Here is a 13,759-nt window from a genome sequence, read left to right on the forward strand (position 1 = left end):
TTCCGGGGGCACGTGGAGGCCTCGGACGGCGCATCCACGAGGCATCCAGTCACCGCCGTCTAGGCTGGTTCGGTGCCCCGCTCCGTCCGCGTGCTCGGCCCTGCCGTGCTCATCGCCGTCGCCCTCGCCGCGACGTTCCTCGCGCTCGCCTACGGCGGTGGCGCCGACGAGCAGCTGATCCAGGACCCCGGGCCGATCGCCCGCTACGGGGTGCCCGTCGCGAAGCTGTTCGTGAACCTCGGTGCCGCGGGCATGATCGGCGCGCTCGCGCTCGCCGTGTGGGCGCTGAGCCCGAAGCGCCGCGAGTTCGACCTCGCGCTCGACGTCGCCGCAGCGTCGGCCGCGGTCATGACGGTCGCGAGCGCGGCGACGGGTCTGTTCACGTTCGTGCTCGTCACGGCCGTGCCGTTCGACCTCAGCGACGCGTTCGGTCAGAAGCTCGGGCAGTTCGTCACGACCATCGGACTCGGCCAGGCGTGGCTCATCACGACCCTCGTCGCGGCGACCGTCACAGTGCTGTGCTTCGCCGTGCGCAACCACACCGCCCTCGTCTTCGTGACGGTGCTCGCGGTCGCGTCGCTCGTGCCGATGGCGCAGCAGGGCCACGCGGCGGGCGCGGCCGGCCATGCCGCGGCGGTCACGAGCCTCGGCCTGCACCTCGTGTTCGTCGCGGTGTGGCTCGGCGGGCTGCTCACGATCGTGCTGCTGAGGCGCGAGCTCGGTGCGAAGCGACTGCCCGTCGTGCTCGCCCGGTACTCGACCGTCGCGCTCATCTGCTTCATCGTCGTCGCGATCTCGGGCTACGCGAGCGCGGCGCTGCGCATCGGCACGTGGGACCAGCTCATGACGCAGTACGGCGTGCTCGTGCTCGTGAAGGTGGGGGTGCTCATCGCCCTCGGGTGCTTCGGCGCGATGTACCGCCGGTTCCTGATCGGGCGGATGTCGCGGGGCGATGCCGCTCGATCGACGGGGAACTTCTGGTGGCTCGTGGTGGCCGAGCTGGCGTTCATGGGCATCGCATCGGGCGTCGCGGCGGCGCTCGCGCGCACTGCGACCCCGGTTTCGGAGGAGGCGGGCGAGCTCGCCCGCACGCCTGCCGAGATCCTCACGGGCACGCCGTTGCCGCCGTGGCCCGAGACCTTCCGGTACTTCACCGAGTGGAACCCCGACCTCATCTGGCTCCTCGCCTGCGGGTTCGGCATCTTCTTCTATCTCGCGGGCGTCGTCCGGCTGCGAAAGCGGGGCGACAAGTGGCCCGTCTACCGCGCGGTGCTCTGGGTGTCGGGCCTGCTGCTGCTCGCCTACGTCACGAACGGCGGCGTCAACGTCTACGAGCAGTACCTGTTCTCGGCGCACATGCTCGGGCACATGGCCCTGACGATGGCGGTGCCCGTGCTGCTCGTGCCGGGCGCCCCGGTCACGCTCGCGGCCAGGGCGATCAAGCCCCGCAAGGACGGCTCGCGCGGCGGCCGCGAGTGGATCCTGCTCGCGGTGCACTCGAAGTTCGCCTCGATCATCGCGAACCCGATCGTCGCGGCCGTGCTCTTCGCCGGGTCGCTGTGGGTGTTCTACTACTCGCCGCTGTTCCGCTGGACGATGCTCGACCACATCGGGCACGAGTGGATGGTCGCGCACTTCCTGATCACCGGCTACCTGTTCGTGCAGTCGCTCATCGGCATCGACCCCGTGCCCTACCGCCTGCCGTACCCGTTCCGGCTGCTGCTGCTGCTCGGCACGATGGCCTTCCACGCGTTCTTCGGACTCGCGATCATGTCGGGCACCGGGCTCATGCTCGCCGACTGGTACGGCGCGATGGGCTGGGGCACCGACGCGCTCACCGATCAGCAGCTCGGCGGCGGCATCGCGTGGTCGATCGGCGAGATCCCGACCGTCGCGCTCGCGATCACGGTCGCGTTCCAGTGGTCGCGCAGCGACGAGAAGGAGTCGAAGCGCCGAGACCGCCACGCCGACCGCACGGGCGACGCCGAGCTCGAGGCCTACAACGCACGGCTCGCGGCCATCGCCGAGCACGACAGGAGCTCCGCAGGTTGAGGCCGGCGGTCGGGGCGGAGCCTACTTGAGCTGGATCGCGATCGACCCGTCGGGACGGATCGTCGCCGCGAGCGCGAGGTTGAACGAACGGTCCTCCTCGAGCGTGTAGTAGTGCCCGTCGAAGAGGTCCTGCACCTCGACGGAGATGTGCGCGACGCCCTCGGTCGGAGGCATGTCGAACGAGGTCTCGCCGGCGGTGAGCGTGACCTGCGGTGTCGTCACGATGCTCCACTGCGGCTCGCTCGTGACCCGGTCGTCGACCTCGATGCCGAACGGGCAGTCGGCCGGCTGCAGCACGGGCTGCTCGGCGCACGCGGCGAGGTACTCGTCGACCTTCGTCTGCACCCGCTCGACGAACGCGGCCGTCGGCTGGGCGTCGACCGTCACGGCGACCTGCTCGCCCGCGTCGACCGGCACGAGCACGGGAGCGGCCGCGAGCAGCGTCGACTCGTAGTGGAACTGGTACACCGCCGGTGCGATCGCGAGGTAGGGCGTGACCTGCGTGAAGCTCGCGAGCTCCTCGGGCGGCTTCGTCGCCCGGGCGTCGAGCGTGAGCGTTCCCACCGTGAACAACGGGTTGTGCGCCGCGGTCACCTCGACGACGGCGAGGGGGCTGTCGGCGAACTCCCACCGGTTGAGCAGCCCGTACAGCGGGTCGATGGGGCGCACCTCGAACGTCGACTCGGCGATCTCGGTGTCGAGCCGGTAGCTCGCCGTCACCGAATGGCTGCCGTCGGCGTTGGCCACGTCGCTCACGATCGAGACGTCTTCGGGGCCCGATTCGACGACCCCCGAGCGCAGCATCGCCGTCGAGATGTCGGCCGGAAGGCCGAGGGCCTCGAGCTCCTCGGCATCGAGGGCGACGCCGGGCGTCGCGGCCGCCGTGCCGATGTCGTCGTCGGCGATCGCCTCGAGGTACCGTTCGACGAAGCTCGACGCGCCGTACAGCGACTGGTTCAGGCCGCCGAGTGCGGCGAGGAACGCGCCGATGAGCACGACGGTGAGCCCGCCCCATGCGATCAGCGCGCGCGCGGGGATGCGCCGCCGCTCACCGCCCGCATTCCCCACGCGCCCAAGTCTAAGGTCGCGCGTCGCGCCAACCTGAGGATCTCCACAGGCCGCGCGGGGATGCCGGGGCGCGGGGTCTCGAGACGGTCGCTCCGCCCCCTCTTCGACCCTCGGATACGACGGTGGCCGCACTGCCTCGTCAACCCCTGGGTGTGGTTACAGTGGGAGCGCCGGGCGATGCGCCCGTGCGGCGCCCGCCCCGAGCCGTCCGCCCCGCCCATCGAAAGACCTGCCGTGCAGAACGTGACCCTCTCCCGTGAGCAGTCCGCGGTGTTCCAGGCGATCGAGGACACGCGCGAGCACGTGTTCGTGACGGGTCGCGCGGGCACCGGCAAGTCGACCCTGCTGAACCACCTGAACTGGCACACGAAGAAGCAGATCGTGATCTGCGCGCCGACCGGTGTCGCGGCGCTCAACGTCGGCGGTCAGACGATCCACTCGCTGTTCCGGTTGCCGATCGGGGTCATCGCCGACCATGACATCGACCAGAACGACACCGTGCGCAAGATCCTCAACGCGATGGACACGCTCGTGATCGACGAGGTGTCGATGGTCAACGCCGACCTGATGGATGCGATGGACCGGTCGCTGCGGCAGGCCAGGCAGCGGCCGCTCGAACCCTTCGGCGGTGCCCAGGTCGTGCTGTTCGGCGACCCTTACCAGCTCGCCCCCGTCCCCGGCGACGGCGACGAGCGGGCGTACTTCGCCGACACCTACGACTCGATGTGGTTCTTCGACGCGAGGGTGTGGCGCGAGGCCGACCTGAAGATCTTCGAGCTCGGCGAGATCCACCGTCAGCACGACGACGAGTTCAAGCAGCTGCTCAACGCCGTACGGCACGGACGGGTGACCGCCGAGATGGCCGGCGTGCTCAACGGGGTCGGTGCCCGTCGCCCCGTGCCGGAGCAGGGTGCGATCACGCTCGCGACGACCAACAGCACCGTGAACCGCATCAACGCCACGGCGCTGCACCGGCTGCCCGGCACGTCGAAGGCCAACGAGGCCGAGGTGAACGGCGACTTCGGCGGCCGCGCGTTCCCCGCCGACGAACGGCTCGAGCTCAAGGTCGGCGCACAGGTGATGTTCCTGCGCAACGACACGGCCGTCGGGCCCGACGGGCAGCGCTGGGTGAACGGCACGATCGGCACCATCACCTCGCTGAAGCGCGAGGTGCACGTCGAGATCGGCGGCGAGATCCACGAGGTCGAACCGGTCACCTGGGAGAAGTACCGCTACAGCTGGGACCCGGTGCGCAAGAAGCTCGAGAAGGAGATCGTCGCCGAGTTCACGCAGTTCCCCCTGCGCCTCGCGTGGGCCGTCACGATCCACAAGTCGCAGGGGGCGAGCTACGACGCCGCGATCGTCGACCTCGGCCCCCGCGCGTTCAGCCCCGGCCAGACGTATGTCGCGCTCAGTCGCCTGACCGCGCTCGACGGGCTCTACCTGCAGCGGCCGCTGCGGCCGAGCGACATCATCGTCGATCGCAACGTCGAGCGGTTCATGGCGGGCGCGGCTCGCGAGATCGGTGCCGTCTCGCGCTGAATCGCGACCGATCCGGAACCTTTCGGCCCCCTCCGGACATATCAGTAGCACAGGGGTGCGCTCATCATCACCCCGACGGGGCCCGTCGACCCGGGCGCCGCCGCCTACGCAGGTTACAATTTCTGCGGACACACGGCTTGAGGGGGCACGGTGGCTGACGGTACCGGGGGCAGGCGGCGAACGGCGAGAGCCGTCGCGGCATCGATCGTCGCGCTCGCCGCGGCGCTCGCGCTTTCGGCCTGCACCGGGGGCAGTGTCGACCCATCGAGCCAGTTCGAGCCGGTCGAGGGTTCGTACGACGAGGCGCTCGTCGAGAAGCTGCAGTCGACCCTCGACCAGGCGGTCGCGCTGAGCGGGTCGAGCGGCGGGGTCGCGGGTGTCTGGGCGCCGTGGGCGGGGTCGTGGAGCGGCGCCTCCGGCACCGTCGACTTCGCGGAGAAGTCCCGCCCGGTGACCGTCGACACCGGTTTCCACCTGGCGACCGTGACGAGCGAGATCACGTGCACGATGCTGCTGCGGCTCGCCGAGGCCGGAACCGTCTCGCTCGACGACCAGGTCTCCGAGTACGTCGACCGCGTGCCCGGGCTCGAGGGGATCACCCTCGAACAGCTCTGCCGTCACACGTCGGGCCTCGGCGACTACTACCCCGACCTCGAGCACCAGTTCGTCCAGAACCCCGAGCGCATCTGGTCGCCGAACGAACTGCTGGCGGGCGGGCTGGCCACGAAGCGCTCCGGCACCCCCGGCGACGACTGGTCGTACTCGCGCACCGGCGTGCTGCTGCTGTCGCGCGCGCTCGAGGAGGCGACGGGGCGCACGTGGAGCGAGCTCGCCGAGCAGTACGTGTTCGCGCCGCTCGGCCTCGACGACACGGAGCTGCCCGCTCCCGACGACACCACCCACGCAGGGCTGCTCGGGGCGTACGCGTCGGAATGGGCGGGTGACGAGCCGGTGTGCGACTCGCTCCACGACGACTCGGCGCAGTCGAGTTCGATGGGTGCCGGCGCTGCCGGTGCCGTGTCGACGCTCGCCGACGCGCGCCGACTCAGCGAGGCGTTCGCCACCGGCGCGCTGCTCGACGAGCGCGAGGCCCGCGAGCAGTGGACGACGCAGCCCATCGGCGGCGACGCCCCCGTCTGGTACTCGTACGGGTTCGGCGGCGCCCAGTACGGCCCGCTCCGCGGCACCGCAGGCGAGTCGGCCGGTGCGCTGACCGCCGCGTTCACCGACCCCGAGACGGGGCTCACGGTCGTGATCGCCCTCAACAACTCGACCTCGGGCGCCGACTTCGTGCGCGAGGCGGCGTTCGCGCTCGCGTCCGCAGGCTCGAAGGCGAAGGCCACCGCCGATCACGACCAGCCCCTCGTCGAGCTGCCCTGGTCGTACGATCAGGCGACCGAGAAGATGACCTCGCTCGCGGCATGCCCGCGTGGGCAGCAGGGCGACGACACGCCGGAGAAGACGGCGGAGGGCTGATCGCCATGGCCAAGCTCATCACGGGAGCGCTCGCCTCCCTCGACGGCTACATCGTCGACGCGGACGGCGCATTCGACTGGGCCATGCCGAGTGCCGAGGTGCACGCGTTCGTGAACGACCTCGAGCGCCCGATCGGCACCTATTTCTACGGTCGCCGCATGTACGAGGTCATGTCCGCGTGGGAGCGACTCGCCGACGACCCGCGGATCTCCGACGTCGAACGCGACTACGCCTCGATCTGGGGCGACACCGACAAGATCGTCTACTCGTCGAAGCTCGAGCAGGTGACGACCGCGCGCACCCGGCTCGAGCGACGATTCGATGCCGACGAGGTCGCGAGGCTCAAGGCGGCCGCGGAGCGCGACCTGTCGATCTCGGGCCCCCACCTCGCCGCCGAGGCCGTCCGCGCGGGGCTCGTCGACGAGCTCTTCGTCTTCGTGTTCCCCGTCGTCGTCGGCGGGGGCACGCGGCTGCTGCCCGACGGGGTGCGCCTCGACCTCCAGCTCCTCGAGGAGCGCCGATTCGACGAGGTCGTCTACCTGCGGTATCGGCTCCTGGCCTGAGCCGGGCCCCGGCCCACGGGTCGATCGGGGCCGATCCGGTCGCGAGGTGCTCTGTCGCGGCGAAGCGAAGCGGCGTATCGTCAGCCCCGAGGCATCCGTAACCCTCAGGGGAGGTGTGGGACATGTGCCGTTGGCTGGCCTACTCCGGTGAGCCGATCCAGCCCGCAAGGCTGATCCTCGACACCGAGAACTCGCTCGTCGCCCAGTCGCTGAACTCGCCGCTCGGCGCCGAGACGGTCAACGGCGACGGATTCGGCGTCGGCTGGTACCCCGCCGGGGCGAGCGTCGGCACCGAGCCGTGGCTGTTCCACAGCATCGAGCCCGCGTGGCACGACGAGAACCTGCGCGAGCTGACCCGGGCGATCGAGAGCCCGCTGTTCTTCGCGCACGTGCGCGCCGCGGCCGGTCCGCCCATCCAGCAGACGAACTGCCACCCGTTCCGGCACGAGAACTGGCTCTTCATGCACAACGGCGGGCTCGCGGGGTTCGCGAGCGTACGGCGCGACCTCATGCTCGCGATCGACGAGTCGTTCTTCCCGCTCATCCGCGGCACGACCGACAGCGAGGTGCTGTTCTACCTCGCGCTCACGCTGGGCCTTCGCGACGACCCGATCGCGGGCATGACGAAGGCGATCCGCAAGGTCGAGGAGGTCGGCCACGCGCACGGCGTCGAGTTCCCGATGCAGGGCACCGTCGCGGTCGCCGACGGGGCGACCGTGTGGGCCTTCCGGTACTCGAGCGCCGGACGCACCCGCACGCTGTTCCACTCGGTCGACATGGCGACGCTGCAGCAGATGTACCCCGACTCCGAGCGGCTGCAGGGCTTCGGACGTGCGGCGAGAGTCATCGTGTCGGAGCCGCTCACCGACATGCCCGGCGTGTTCGTCGAGGTACCCGAGGCGACGGTCGCGATCCTCGACGCGGGGCACTACCGGCACGAGACGTTCTTCGCGGAGCCCGAATAGGCCCGAATAGGGCGGATGCCTCTGGCGGCACGCCGCCCGTCGTCGCCGTCGTCGATCCGCCCGGACAGGGATGAGCCGGTCGGCTGGCCCGCTCGTGGCGGGTGCCGACCGGCTCGTCCCTGTCGGAAAGCGACCGGTGTCGCGACGGCACGCGAGCCGCCGCGCGGGTCGTCAGACGCTGCTGTTGCGGCCGGCGATCGCCCGGATCAGCCATGCGATCACCGCGATCGCGAGCAGTACGAGTCCGACCCAGAGCAGGAAGTTCAGCGACTGCACGAGCCCGCCGGTGATGGCGAGAATGATGGCGATGACGACGATGACGATCAAGAGGATGTTCATCTGAGAGTCCCTCCTTCGGGGAACGCCGGGGCCTCTCGGTCGGGCCCCGTACGGTCGAGCCGCGACCCGTCGGGCCGCGACGCTTCCAAACTAGGGACACGAGCGGACGAGCGGCAGGGGGTTGACTTCGCGCGACAGCCGCGGAACCCTTCACGTGATCCGCAGGCCGAGCCATCGCCCGCGCCGGGTGTCAAGCCCTCGCCCCCGTCGCGGGTCGTCGCGACGATGTGGGTATGGGATCGCTCTGGCGCGACGGACTCGACGCGCACGCCGTCGACGAGCTGCCCGAGGACGCCTCGCACGAGGTCCTCGTGGTCTGCGCCGGGCTCGTCGGCCTCACCGTCGCGGTGCGGCTCGCCCAGGCGGGCCGGCGCGCGGTGGTGCTCGATGCCGCGGCGCCCGGCGCCCTCACGACGGGGAGCTCGACCGGCAAGGTGACCCTGCTGCAGGGCACGCGGCTCTCGGCCGTGCGCGACCGCAGCTCGCTCGACGTCGCCGCCGCCTACCTGGAGGCGTGCCGCAGCGGCGCCGCGTGGCTGCGGGCCCAGCTCTCCGAGCACGACGAGGGCTGCGAGCAGGCGACCGCCTACAGCTTCGCGACGACCTCGGCCGGTGCCGAGCGCCTCGAGGCGGAGCACGCCCTGGCCCGCGAACTCGGCCTCGACGTGCGATGGGCCGCTCCGCGCGAGTCGCCGGTCGCCGCCCGCGCGGCGGTCGCGCTCGACGGGCAGTTCATGCTCGACCCGATGGTGCTGGTACGCCGCCTCGTCGCCACCGCCCGCGCGGCGGGCGTGCCCGTCGTCGCGGGATGCCGCGTGGTCGACGTGCGATCGTCGGATTCGGGCCACGAGGTCGAGACCGAGCTGGGCGAGCTCCACGCGGACGTGCTCGTGCTCGCGACGGGCACGCCGGTCGTCGACCGCGGGCTGACGTTCGCCCGCACGTCGCCGTCGCGATCGCACGTCGCCGCGTTCCGCACGGGGCGTCGACTGGTCGAGGGCATGCACCTCTCGGTCGACGGCGAGACCCGTTCGCTGCGGCCCGCTCGCCGGGGCGGGCAGGAGTACCTCGTCGTCGCCGGCAACGACGATGCGGTCGGGCACGCGCGATCGACGGCCGAGCGCGCACGCGAGCTGCACCGCTGGGTCGCCGATCGCTTTCCGAGCGCGGTGCTCGCGCACCAGTGGGCGGCGCAGGACTACGACTCGCTCGACGGTGCGCCGTACGCCGGTCGCCTCGGTCGCGACGGCCCGTGGTTCGCGACCGGTTTCGGCAAGTGGGGGCTCGCCGCCGGTGCCGCCTCGGGCATCGCCCTCGCGCAGGAGATCGCGAGCGGCCGTCGCCCCGACTGGGCCGTGCGGCTCTACGACCGGCCCGGCACGGCATCGGACGTCGCGGCCGCGGTCGCACGGAACGCCGATGCCGTGGGGCACCTGCTCGGCGGCATGGCTCGCGCGATCGGCGGCTCACAGGACGAGCCGCCCGCGGAGGGCGAGGGCCGGGTCGGCCGGGGCGTGCCGCCGATCGCGATCAGCACCGTCGACGGCGTCACGCGCCGGGTGTCGGCGGTCTGCACGCACCTCGGCGGCATCCTCGCGTGGAACGACGAGGAGTGCACGTGGGACTGCCCCCTGCACGGCAGCCGGTTCGCCGCCGACGGTCGTCGGCTCGAGGGTCCGGCACGCGACGACCTGACGCAGGAGCCCTGAGTCCGCGACCGCGTGCGCGCACGCGTCGGCACATCGTTCCCAGGCTGTCAATCCCTTGAGGGGTCAGCGGGCCGGTGCGAGCGTGGAACACAGGTGCCGCGCCCGGCACCGGTGCCGACCCGACACCGCGTGGTGCCGGGCACGGCATCCAAGACTCGAACACGGAGGATGAGGACGATGGGTATCGGAGACAAGGCGAAGCACCAGGCCGAAGAAGCGGGCGCGAAGATCAAGCAGGGCGTCGGCAAGGTGACCGGCAACGAGGAGATGGAGGCCGAAGGCCACGTCGACGAGGCCAAGGCCGACATGAAGCAGGCCGGCGACGAGGTGAAGGACGCCGGCGAACGCGCCAAGGACGTCTTCACGGATCGCGACTGAGGAGCGACCGGTGGTGAGGCAGAGCCTCGAGAGCCCGGGCGACCTGCTGCACTTCCAGCTGCGCACCGCGCTGACGATGGAGAACGACTCGCTGGCGGCGCTCGGCGACCTCGCCTCGGCGGCGAAGAGCGCCGAGATCAAGAAGCTGTTCCGCCATCACGCGGACGAGACGCGCGAGCAGATCGCCAACCTGCAGCAGGTCTTCCGCCTGCTCGAGCTGCGCGAGTCGACCGCGCCGTCGCCCAGCACGAAGGGCATCAGCCGACAGGCCGCCTCCTTGCTGGAGCGGAGCGCGCCGAAGCTGCGCGACCGGGCGGCGCTCGCGAGCGCGCTCGGCAACGAGCACTACGAGATCTCGGCGTACGAGGCGCTGCTCGTGCCCGTCACCGCGATGGGCGCCTCCGACGCGGCGGCCCTCCTGCAGTCGAACCTCGACCAGGAGACGCACACGAGCGAGGAGATCCGCACGAAACTGCAGTCGATCGCGGGCTGAGGCGCGAGATCGGGCGTCTCGACGAAACTCGAGGCGACACGACGGAGGGGCCGCACCGGGTGGTGCGGCCCCTCCGTGGTCGTCGTCACTCGCCGGCCGAGCCGGCCTTCTCGATGAGCGACGCCTGGTAGCGGTCGGCGTAGGTGGGCGTGTCCTTCACGAGGTCGTCGGCGAAGGCTGCGACGTCGTCGCCGATGAGCTCGATCGCGCCCTTGCCCTGCGTCGCGCCCTCTTCGAAGAAGTCGACGATGCCCGAGAGGAGCGTGCCGTCCTCGAGGCCGACCGGTCCGATCTTGAAGTAGTACTTCTGGATCTCGCCGTAGACGACCTGGTAGTCCTTCGGCAGCGCCCGGACGCGTGCCAGGTGGGCTCGCCACTCGCGCTTGCCCTCGATGATGTCGTGGATTCCCATGTCAGCCTCCCAGCCTTGCGAGCTTCTTCGCGACGTTCCGATTGAGCTGTTCGCGCCACTTGTCGCGGAAGCCCTTTGCGCCCTCGCCGCCGGCGAGCGCCTGGCAGAACCCGGGGATGTCGTCGCCGAGCACCTCGTCGATGCCCTGTCCTTCGGCCGCCGTCTCCTCCAGCAGCCCGAGGGCCCCGTCGAGGATCGGCATCAGGTTGCGGCCCGTGAAGTCGGCGTAGCCCCACAGCTGGAGCTTGATCTCCTCGAAGGCCGCACGGTAGTCGGCCGGCAGCGCCTCGGCCCGGGCGTCGAACGCCTTCAGCTCCCTGCGGAGGTCGTTGCCGGTGATGGTGTCCCAGAAGTTCATCTCAGTCCTCCTCGATCATGTTCGGTCGGTCGGTCGGTCGGGCGACGGGATGCCGCGGCGGGACTCGCCGCGGCATCCGTTCGTCAACTGACCTTGCGGCGGTACGCCGCGAGGGCGCCGACGTAGCCGATGGCGATGATGCCGACGAGCCACGCGAGGGCGACCCAGATGTCGCTGCCGACCGGCTCGCCGGCGAACAGTGCGCGCGTCGTGTCGACGATCGACGTGACCGGCTGGTTCTCGGCGAACCACGCCACCGGGGCCGGCATCGACTCGGTCGGCACGAACGCCGAGCTGATGAACGGCAGGAAGATCAGCGGGTAGGCGAAGGCGCTCGCGCCGTCGACCGTCTTCGCCGAGAGTCCCGCGATCACCGCGAGCCAGGTGAGCGCGAGCGTGAACAGCACGAGGATGCCCACGACCGCGAGCCATGCCCCGAACGAGGCGCCGGTGCGGAAGCCCATGATGAGCGCGACGCCCGTGACGATCGCGACCGACACGAGGTTCGAGACGAGCGAGGTGAGCACGTGGCCCCACAGCACGCTCGAGCGCGCGATCGGCATCGACTGGAAGCGGTCGAAGATGCCGCCCTGCAGGTCGAGGAAGAGCCGGTACGAGGTGTACGCGACGCCCGACGCGATCGTGATGAGCAGGATGCCGGGCAGCATGTAGTCGATGTACGACTCGTTCGACCCGGTGTTGATCGCCCCGCCGAGCACGTACACGAACAGCAGCATGAGGGCGATCGGCGTGACCGCGGTCGTGATGATCGTGTCGGGACTGCGGAGGATGTGGCGCAGCGAGCGGCCGGTGAGTACGGCGGTGTCGCTGATGGCGTGGCTGGTCATCGTGCGGCCTCCTTCTTCTTCTTCTTGTCGGCGCGGGTGCCCGCGGTCGCGGGCTCGCCGGTCTCTTCGCCCTCGGTCTCGCCCGTCTCGCCGACGAGGGCGAGGAAGACGTCCTCGAGCGAGGGCTGCTTCTCGACGTACTCGACCTTGGCCGCGGGCAGCAGCCGCTTGAGCTCGTCGAGGGTGCCGTTCTGGATGATGGTGCCGCGGTGCAGGATCGCGATGCGGTCGGCGAGCTGCTCGGCCTCGTCGAGGTACTGCGTGGTCAGCAGCACCGTGGTGCCGCCGTCGGCGAGCTGCTTGACGGTCTGCCACACCTCGATGCGGGCCTGCGGGTCGAGCCCGGTGGTCGGCTCGTCGAGGAAGATGATCGACGGGTTGCCGATCAGGCTCATCGCGATGTCGAGCCGGCGGCGCATGCCGCCCGAGTAGGTGCCCGCCCTGCGGCCGCCGGCCTCGGTGAGCGAGAACCTGGCGAGCAGGTCGTCGGCGATCTTGCCGGGCTGCTTCATGTGGCGCAGCTTCGCGACGAGCACGAGGTTCTCCCGACCCGTGAGCACCTCGTCGACGGCGGCGAACTGGCCCGTGAGGCTGATCGCTTCGCGCACCTCGCCGGGATTCGCCGCGACATCCTGCCCGCCGACCGTCGCGGTGCCCGCGTCGGCCTTCAGGAGGGTGGAGAGGATGCGCACGAGGGTGGTCTTGCCGGCTCCGTTCGAGCCGAGCAGGGCGAAGATCGAGCCCCGGGCGACGTCGAAGTCGACGCCGCGCAGCACGTGCAGGTCCTTGAACGACTTCTCGATGCCCTGCACCCGGATGGCGGGTTCGGTGATGGTGGTCATGACTGCTCCTTCTTGGCCTCGTCGATCGCCTTGTTCAGGCGAGCGCGTTCCTTGTCGATCCAGCGCTTGCCGCCGTAGGCCTGGGCGAACGACTCGGCGAACTCGACGGGGTCGTCGCCGACGATGTCGCCGACCGGGGTGCCGTCGATCGACGCGCGCTCCCAGAGGTCGGCGAGGTCGACGAGCATCTGCACCATCGTGTCGCCGTCGGTGATGTCGCCCGAGTACATGAGGTAGCGCTGAACGGCGCCCGCCGAGGCCGCGTACGGCTCGGGGAGGGCCTCCATGCGGGCCTTGGCCTGCTTGTACTGCTTCTTCTGCTCGAGCGAGCCGGTGATGGTCTCGATCCACTTCGCAGCCATGGTCACTTCTCCAATTCGTCGGTCGTGTGGAGCTGTTCGATGCGTTCTGCCAGGAAGCTCCACGTCCTCCAGAACTCTTCGAGTTCGCTGTGCCCGCGCTCGTTGAGCGAGAACACCTTGCGCGGCGGGCCCTTCTCGGAGGGCACCTTCTCGACGTCGACGAGCCCGCGCTGCTCGACCCGCACGAGGAGGGCGTAGATCGTGCCCTCGGCGATGTCGGTGAAGCCGCGCTCGCGCAGCCGTGCGGTGATGTCGTAGCCGTAGGCGGGCGCCGTGGCGAGGATCGCCAGGACGATGCCCTCGAGCGTGCCCTTGAGCATCTCGGTCATCTGCTTGCCCATCAGGCCACCCC

The 13,759-nt window shown here is 70.5% G+C and carries 16 protein-coding genes; 8 read left to right on the forward strand and 8 right to left on the reverse strand.

Annotation, left to right across the window (positions count from 1 at the left end; all coding sequences use genetic code 11):
* Nucleotides 1-72 precede the first annotated feature (72 nt).
* The gene (locus ACFWGP_RS02275; protein ID WP_376930034.1) at nucleotides 73-2,052 is read left to right on the forward strand and encodes a cytochrome c oxidase assembly protein; all 1,980 of its coding nucleotides are present in this window, start codon (nucleotides 73-75) and stop codon (nucleotides 2,050-2,052) included.
* 21 nt (nucleotides 2,053-2,073) lie between these two features.
* On the opposite strand, the gene ACFWGP_RS02280 is transcribed toward ACFWGP_RS02275, so the two are convergent.
* Nucleotides 2,074-3,120 carry a hypothetical protein gene (locus ACFWGP_RS02280; protein ID WP_231429332.1) on the reverse strand — a complete coding sequence of 349 codons (1,047 nt, stop codon included), beginning with the start codon at nucleotides 3,118-3,120 and terminating at the stop codon, nucleotides 2,074-2,076.
* 234 nt (nucleotides 3,121-3,354) lie between these two features.
* Between ACFWGP_RS02280 and ACFWGP_RS02285 the strand changes: the two genes are divergently transcribed.
* The 4 genes from ACFWGP_RS02285 (at nucleotide 3,355) to ACFWGP_RS02300 (ending at nucleotide 7,666) form a co-directional block, all read left to right on the forward strand.
* Nucleotides 3,355-4,662 carry an ATP-dependent RecD-like DNA helicase gene (locus ACFWGP_RS02285; RefSeq protein ID WP_275507027.1) on the forward strand — a complete coding sequence of 436 codons (1,308 nt, stop codon included), beginning with the start codon at nucleotides 3,355-3,357 and terminating at the stop codon, nucleotides 4,660-4,662.
* 150 nt (nucleotides 4,663-4,812) lie between these two features.
* A complete protein-coding gene (locus ACFWGP_RS02290) occupies nucleotides 4,813-6,138 on the forward strand; it encodes a serine hydrolase domain-containing protein (RefSeq protein WP_376930035.1) in 1,326 nt (441 codons plus the stop codon).
* A 5-nt stretch (nucleotides 6,139-6,143) separates the two neighbouring features.
* On the forward strand, nucleotides 6,144-6,701 hold the full coding sequence (locus ACFWGP_RS02295; RefSeq protein ID WP_376930036.1) for a dihydrofolate reductase family protein: 558 nt from the start codon (nucleotides 6,144-6,146) through the stop codon (nucleotides 6,699-6,701).
* Nucleotides 6,702-6,823: 122 nt separating this feature from the next.
* On the forward strand, nucleotides 6,824-7,666 hold the full coding sequence (locus ACFWGP_RS02300; RefSeq protein ID WP_376930037.1) for a class II glutamine amidotransferase: 843 nt from the start codon (nucleotides 6,824-6,826) through the stop codon (nucleotides 7,664-7,666).
* 171 nt (nucleotides 7,667-7,837) lie between these two features.
* On the opposite strand, the gene ACFWGP_RS02305 is transcribed toward ACFWGP_RS02300, so the two are convergent.
* Nucleotides 7,838-8,005, reverse strand: a complete 168-nt coding sequence (locus tag ACFWGP_RS02305; protein WP_231429337.1) for a hypothetical protein — start codon at nucleotides 8,003-8,005, stop codon at nucleotides 7,838-7,840.
* 233 nt (nucleotides 8,006-8,238) lie between these two features.
* Between ACFWGP_RS02305 and ACFWGP_RS02310 the strand changes: the two genes are divergently transcribed.
* The 3 genes from ACFWGP_RS02310 (at nucleotide 8,239) to ACFWGP_RS02320 (ending at nucleotide 10,585) form a co-directional block, all read left to right on the forward strand.
* Complete coding sequence (locus ACFWGP_RS02310; RefSeq protein WP_376930038.1) at nucleotides 8,239-9,714, forward strand: FAD-dependent oxidoreductase; 1,476 nt, start codon at nucleotides 8,239-8,241, stop codon at nucleotides 9,712-9,714.
* Between the two features lie 177 nt (nucleotides 9,715-9,891).
* A complete protein-coding gene (locus ACFWGP_RS02315; RefSeq protein ID WP_231429339.1) occupies nucleotides 9,892-10,092 on the forward strand; it encodes a CsbD family protein in 201 nt (66 codons plus the stop codon).
* Nucleotides 10,093-10,102: 10 nt separating this feature from the next.
* Nucleotides 10,103-10,585: a ferritin-like domain-containing protein gene (locus tag ACFWGP_RS02320; protein WP_231429340.1), complete on the forward strand. Its 483-nt coding sequence runs from the start codon at nucleotides 10,103-10,105 to the stop codon at nucleotides 10,583-10,585.
* An 85-nt stretch (nucleotides 10,586-10,670) separates the two neighbouring features.
* Here the strand turns inward: ACFWGP_RS02320 and ACFWGP_RS02325 are convergent, their stop codons facing one another.
* From ACFWGP_RS02325 to ACFWGP_RS02350, 6 genes are all read right to left on the reverse strand, one after another.
* A complete protein-coding gene (locus ACFWGP_RS02325; protein WP_231429341.1) occupies nucleotides 10,671-10,997 on the reverse strand; it encodes a DUF1048 domain-containing protein in 327 nt (108 codons plus the stop codon).
* Between the two features lies 1 nt (nucleotide 10,998).
* Complete coding sequence (locus ACFWGP_RS02330) at nucleotides 10,999-11,355, reverse strand: DUF1048 domain-containing protein (RefSeq protein ID WP_231429342.1); 357 nt, start codon at nucleotides 11,353-11,355, stop codon at nucleotides 10,999-11,001.
* Nucleotides 11,356-11,438: 83 nt separating this feature from the next.
* On the reverse strand, nucleotides 11,439-12,203 hold the full coding sequence (locus ACFWGP_RS02335) for an ABC transporter permease (protein ID WP_231429343.1): 765 nt from the start codon (nucleotides 12,201-12,203) through the stop codon (nucleotides 11,439-11,441).
* Nucleotides 12,200-13,045, reverse strand: a complete 846-nt coding sequence (locus tag ACFWGP_RS02340; RefSeq protein ID WP_376930039.1) for an ABC transporter ATP-binding protein — start codon at nucleotides 13,043-13,045, stop codon at nucleotides 12,200-12,202. The genes ACFWGP_RS02335 and ACFWGP_RS02340 overlap by 4 nt, the downstream gene beginning before the upstream one ends.
* Nucleotides 13,042-13,407: a DUF1048 domain-containing protein gene (locus ACFWGP_RS02345; protein ID WP_231429344.1), complete on the reverse strand. Its 366-nt coding sequence runs from the start codon at nucleotides 13,405-13,407 to the stop codon at nucleotides 13,042-13,044. Before ACFWGP_RS02345 ends, ACFWGP_RS02340 begins: the two co-directional genes overlap by 4 nt.
* Before the next feature lie 2 nt (nucleotides 13,408-13,409).
* Nucleotides 13,410-13,748 carry a PadR family transcriptional regulator gene (locus ACFWGP_RS02350; RefSeq protein ID WP_231429345.1) on the reverse strand — a complete coding sequence of 113 codons (339 nt, stop codon included), beginning with the start codon at nucleotides 13,746-13,748 and terminating at the stop codon, nucleotides 13,410-13,412.
* Between the last annotated feature and the right edge of the window lie 11 nt (nucleotides 13,749-13,759).

Source organism: Agromyces sp. NPDC127015 (assembly GCF_042725165.1).
GTDB classification, from domain to species: Bacteria; Actinomycetota; Actinomycetes; order Actinomycetales; family Microbacteriaceae; genus Agromyces; species Agromyces chromiiresistens.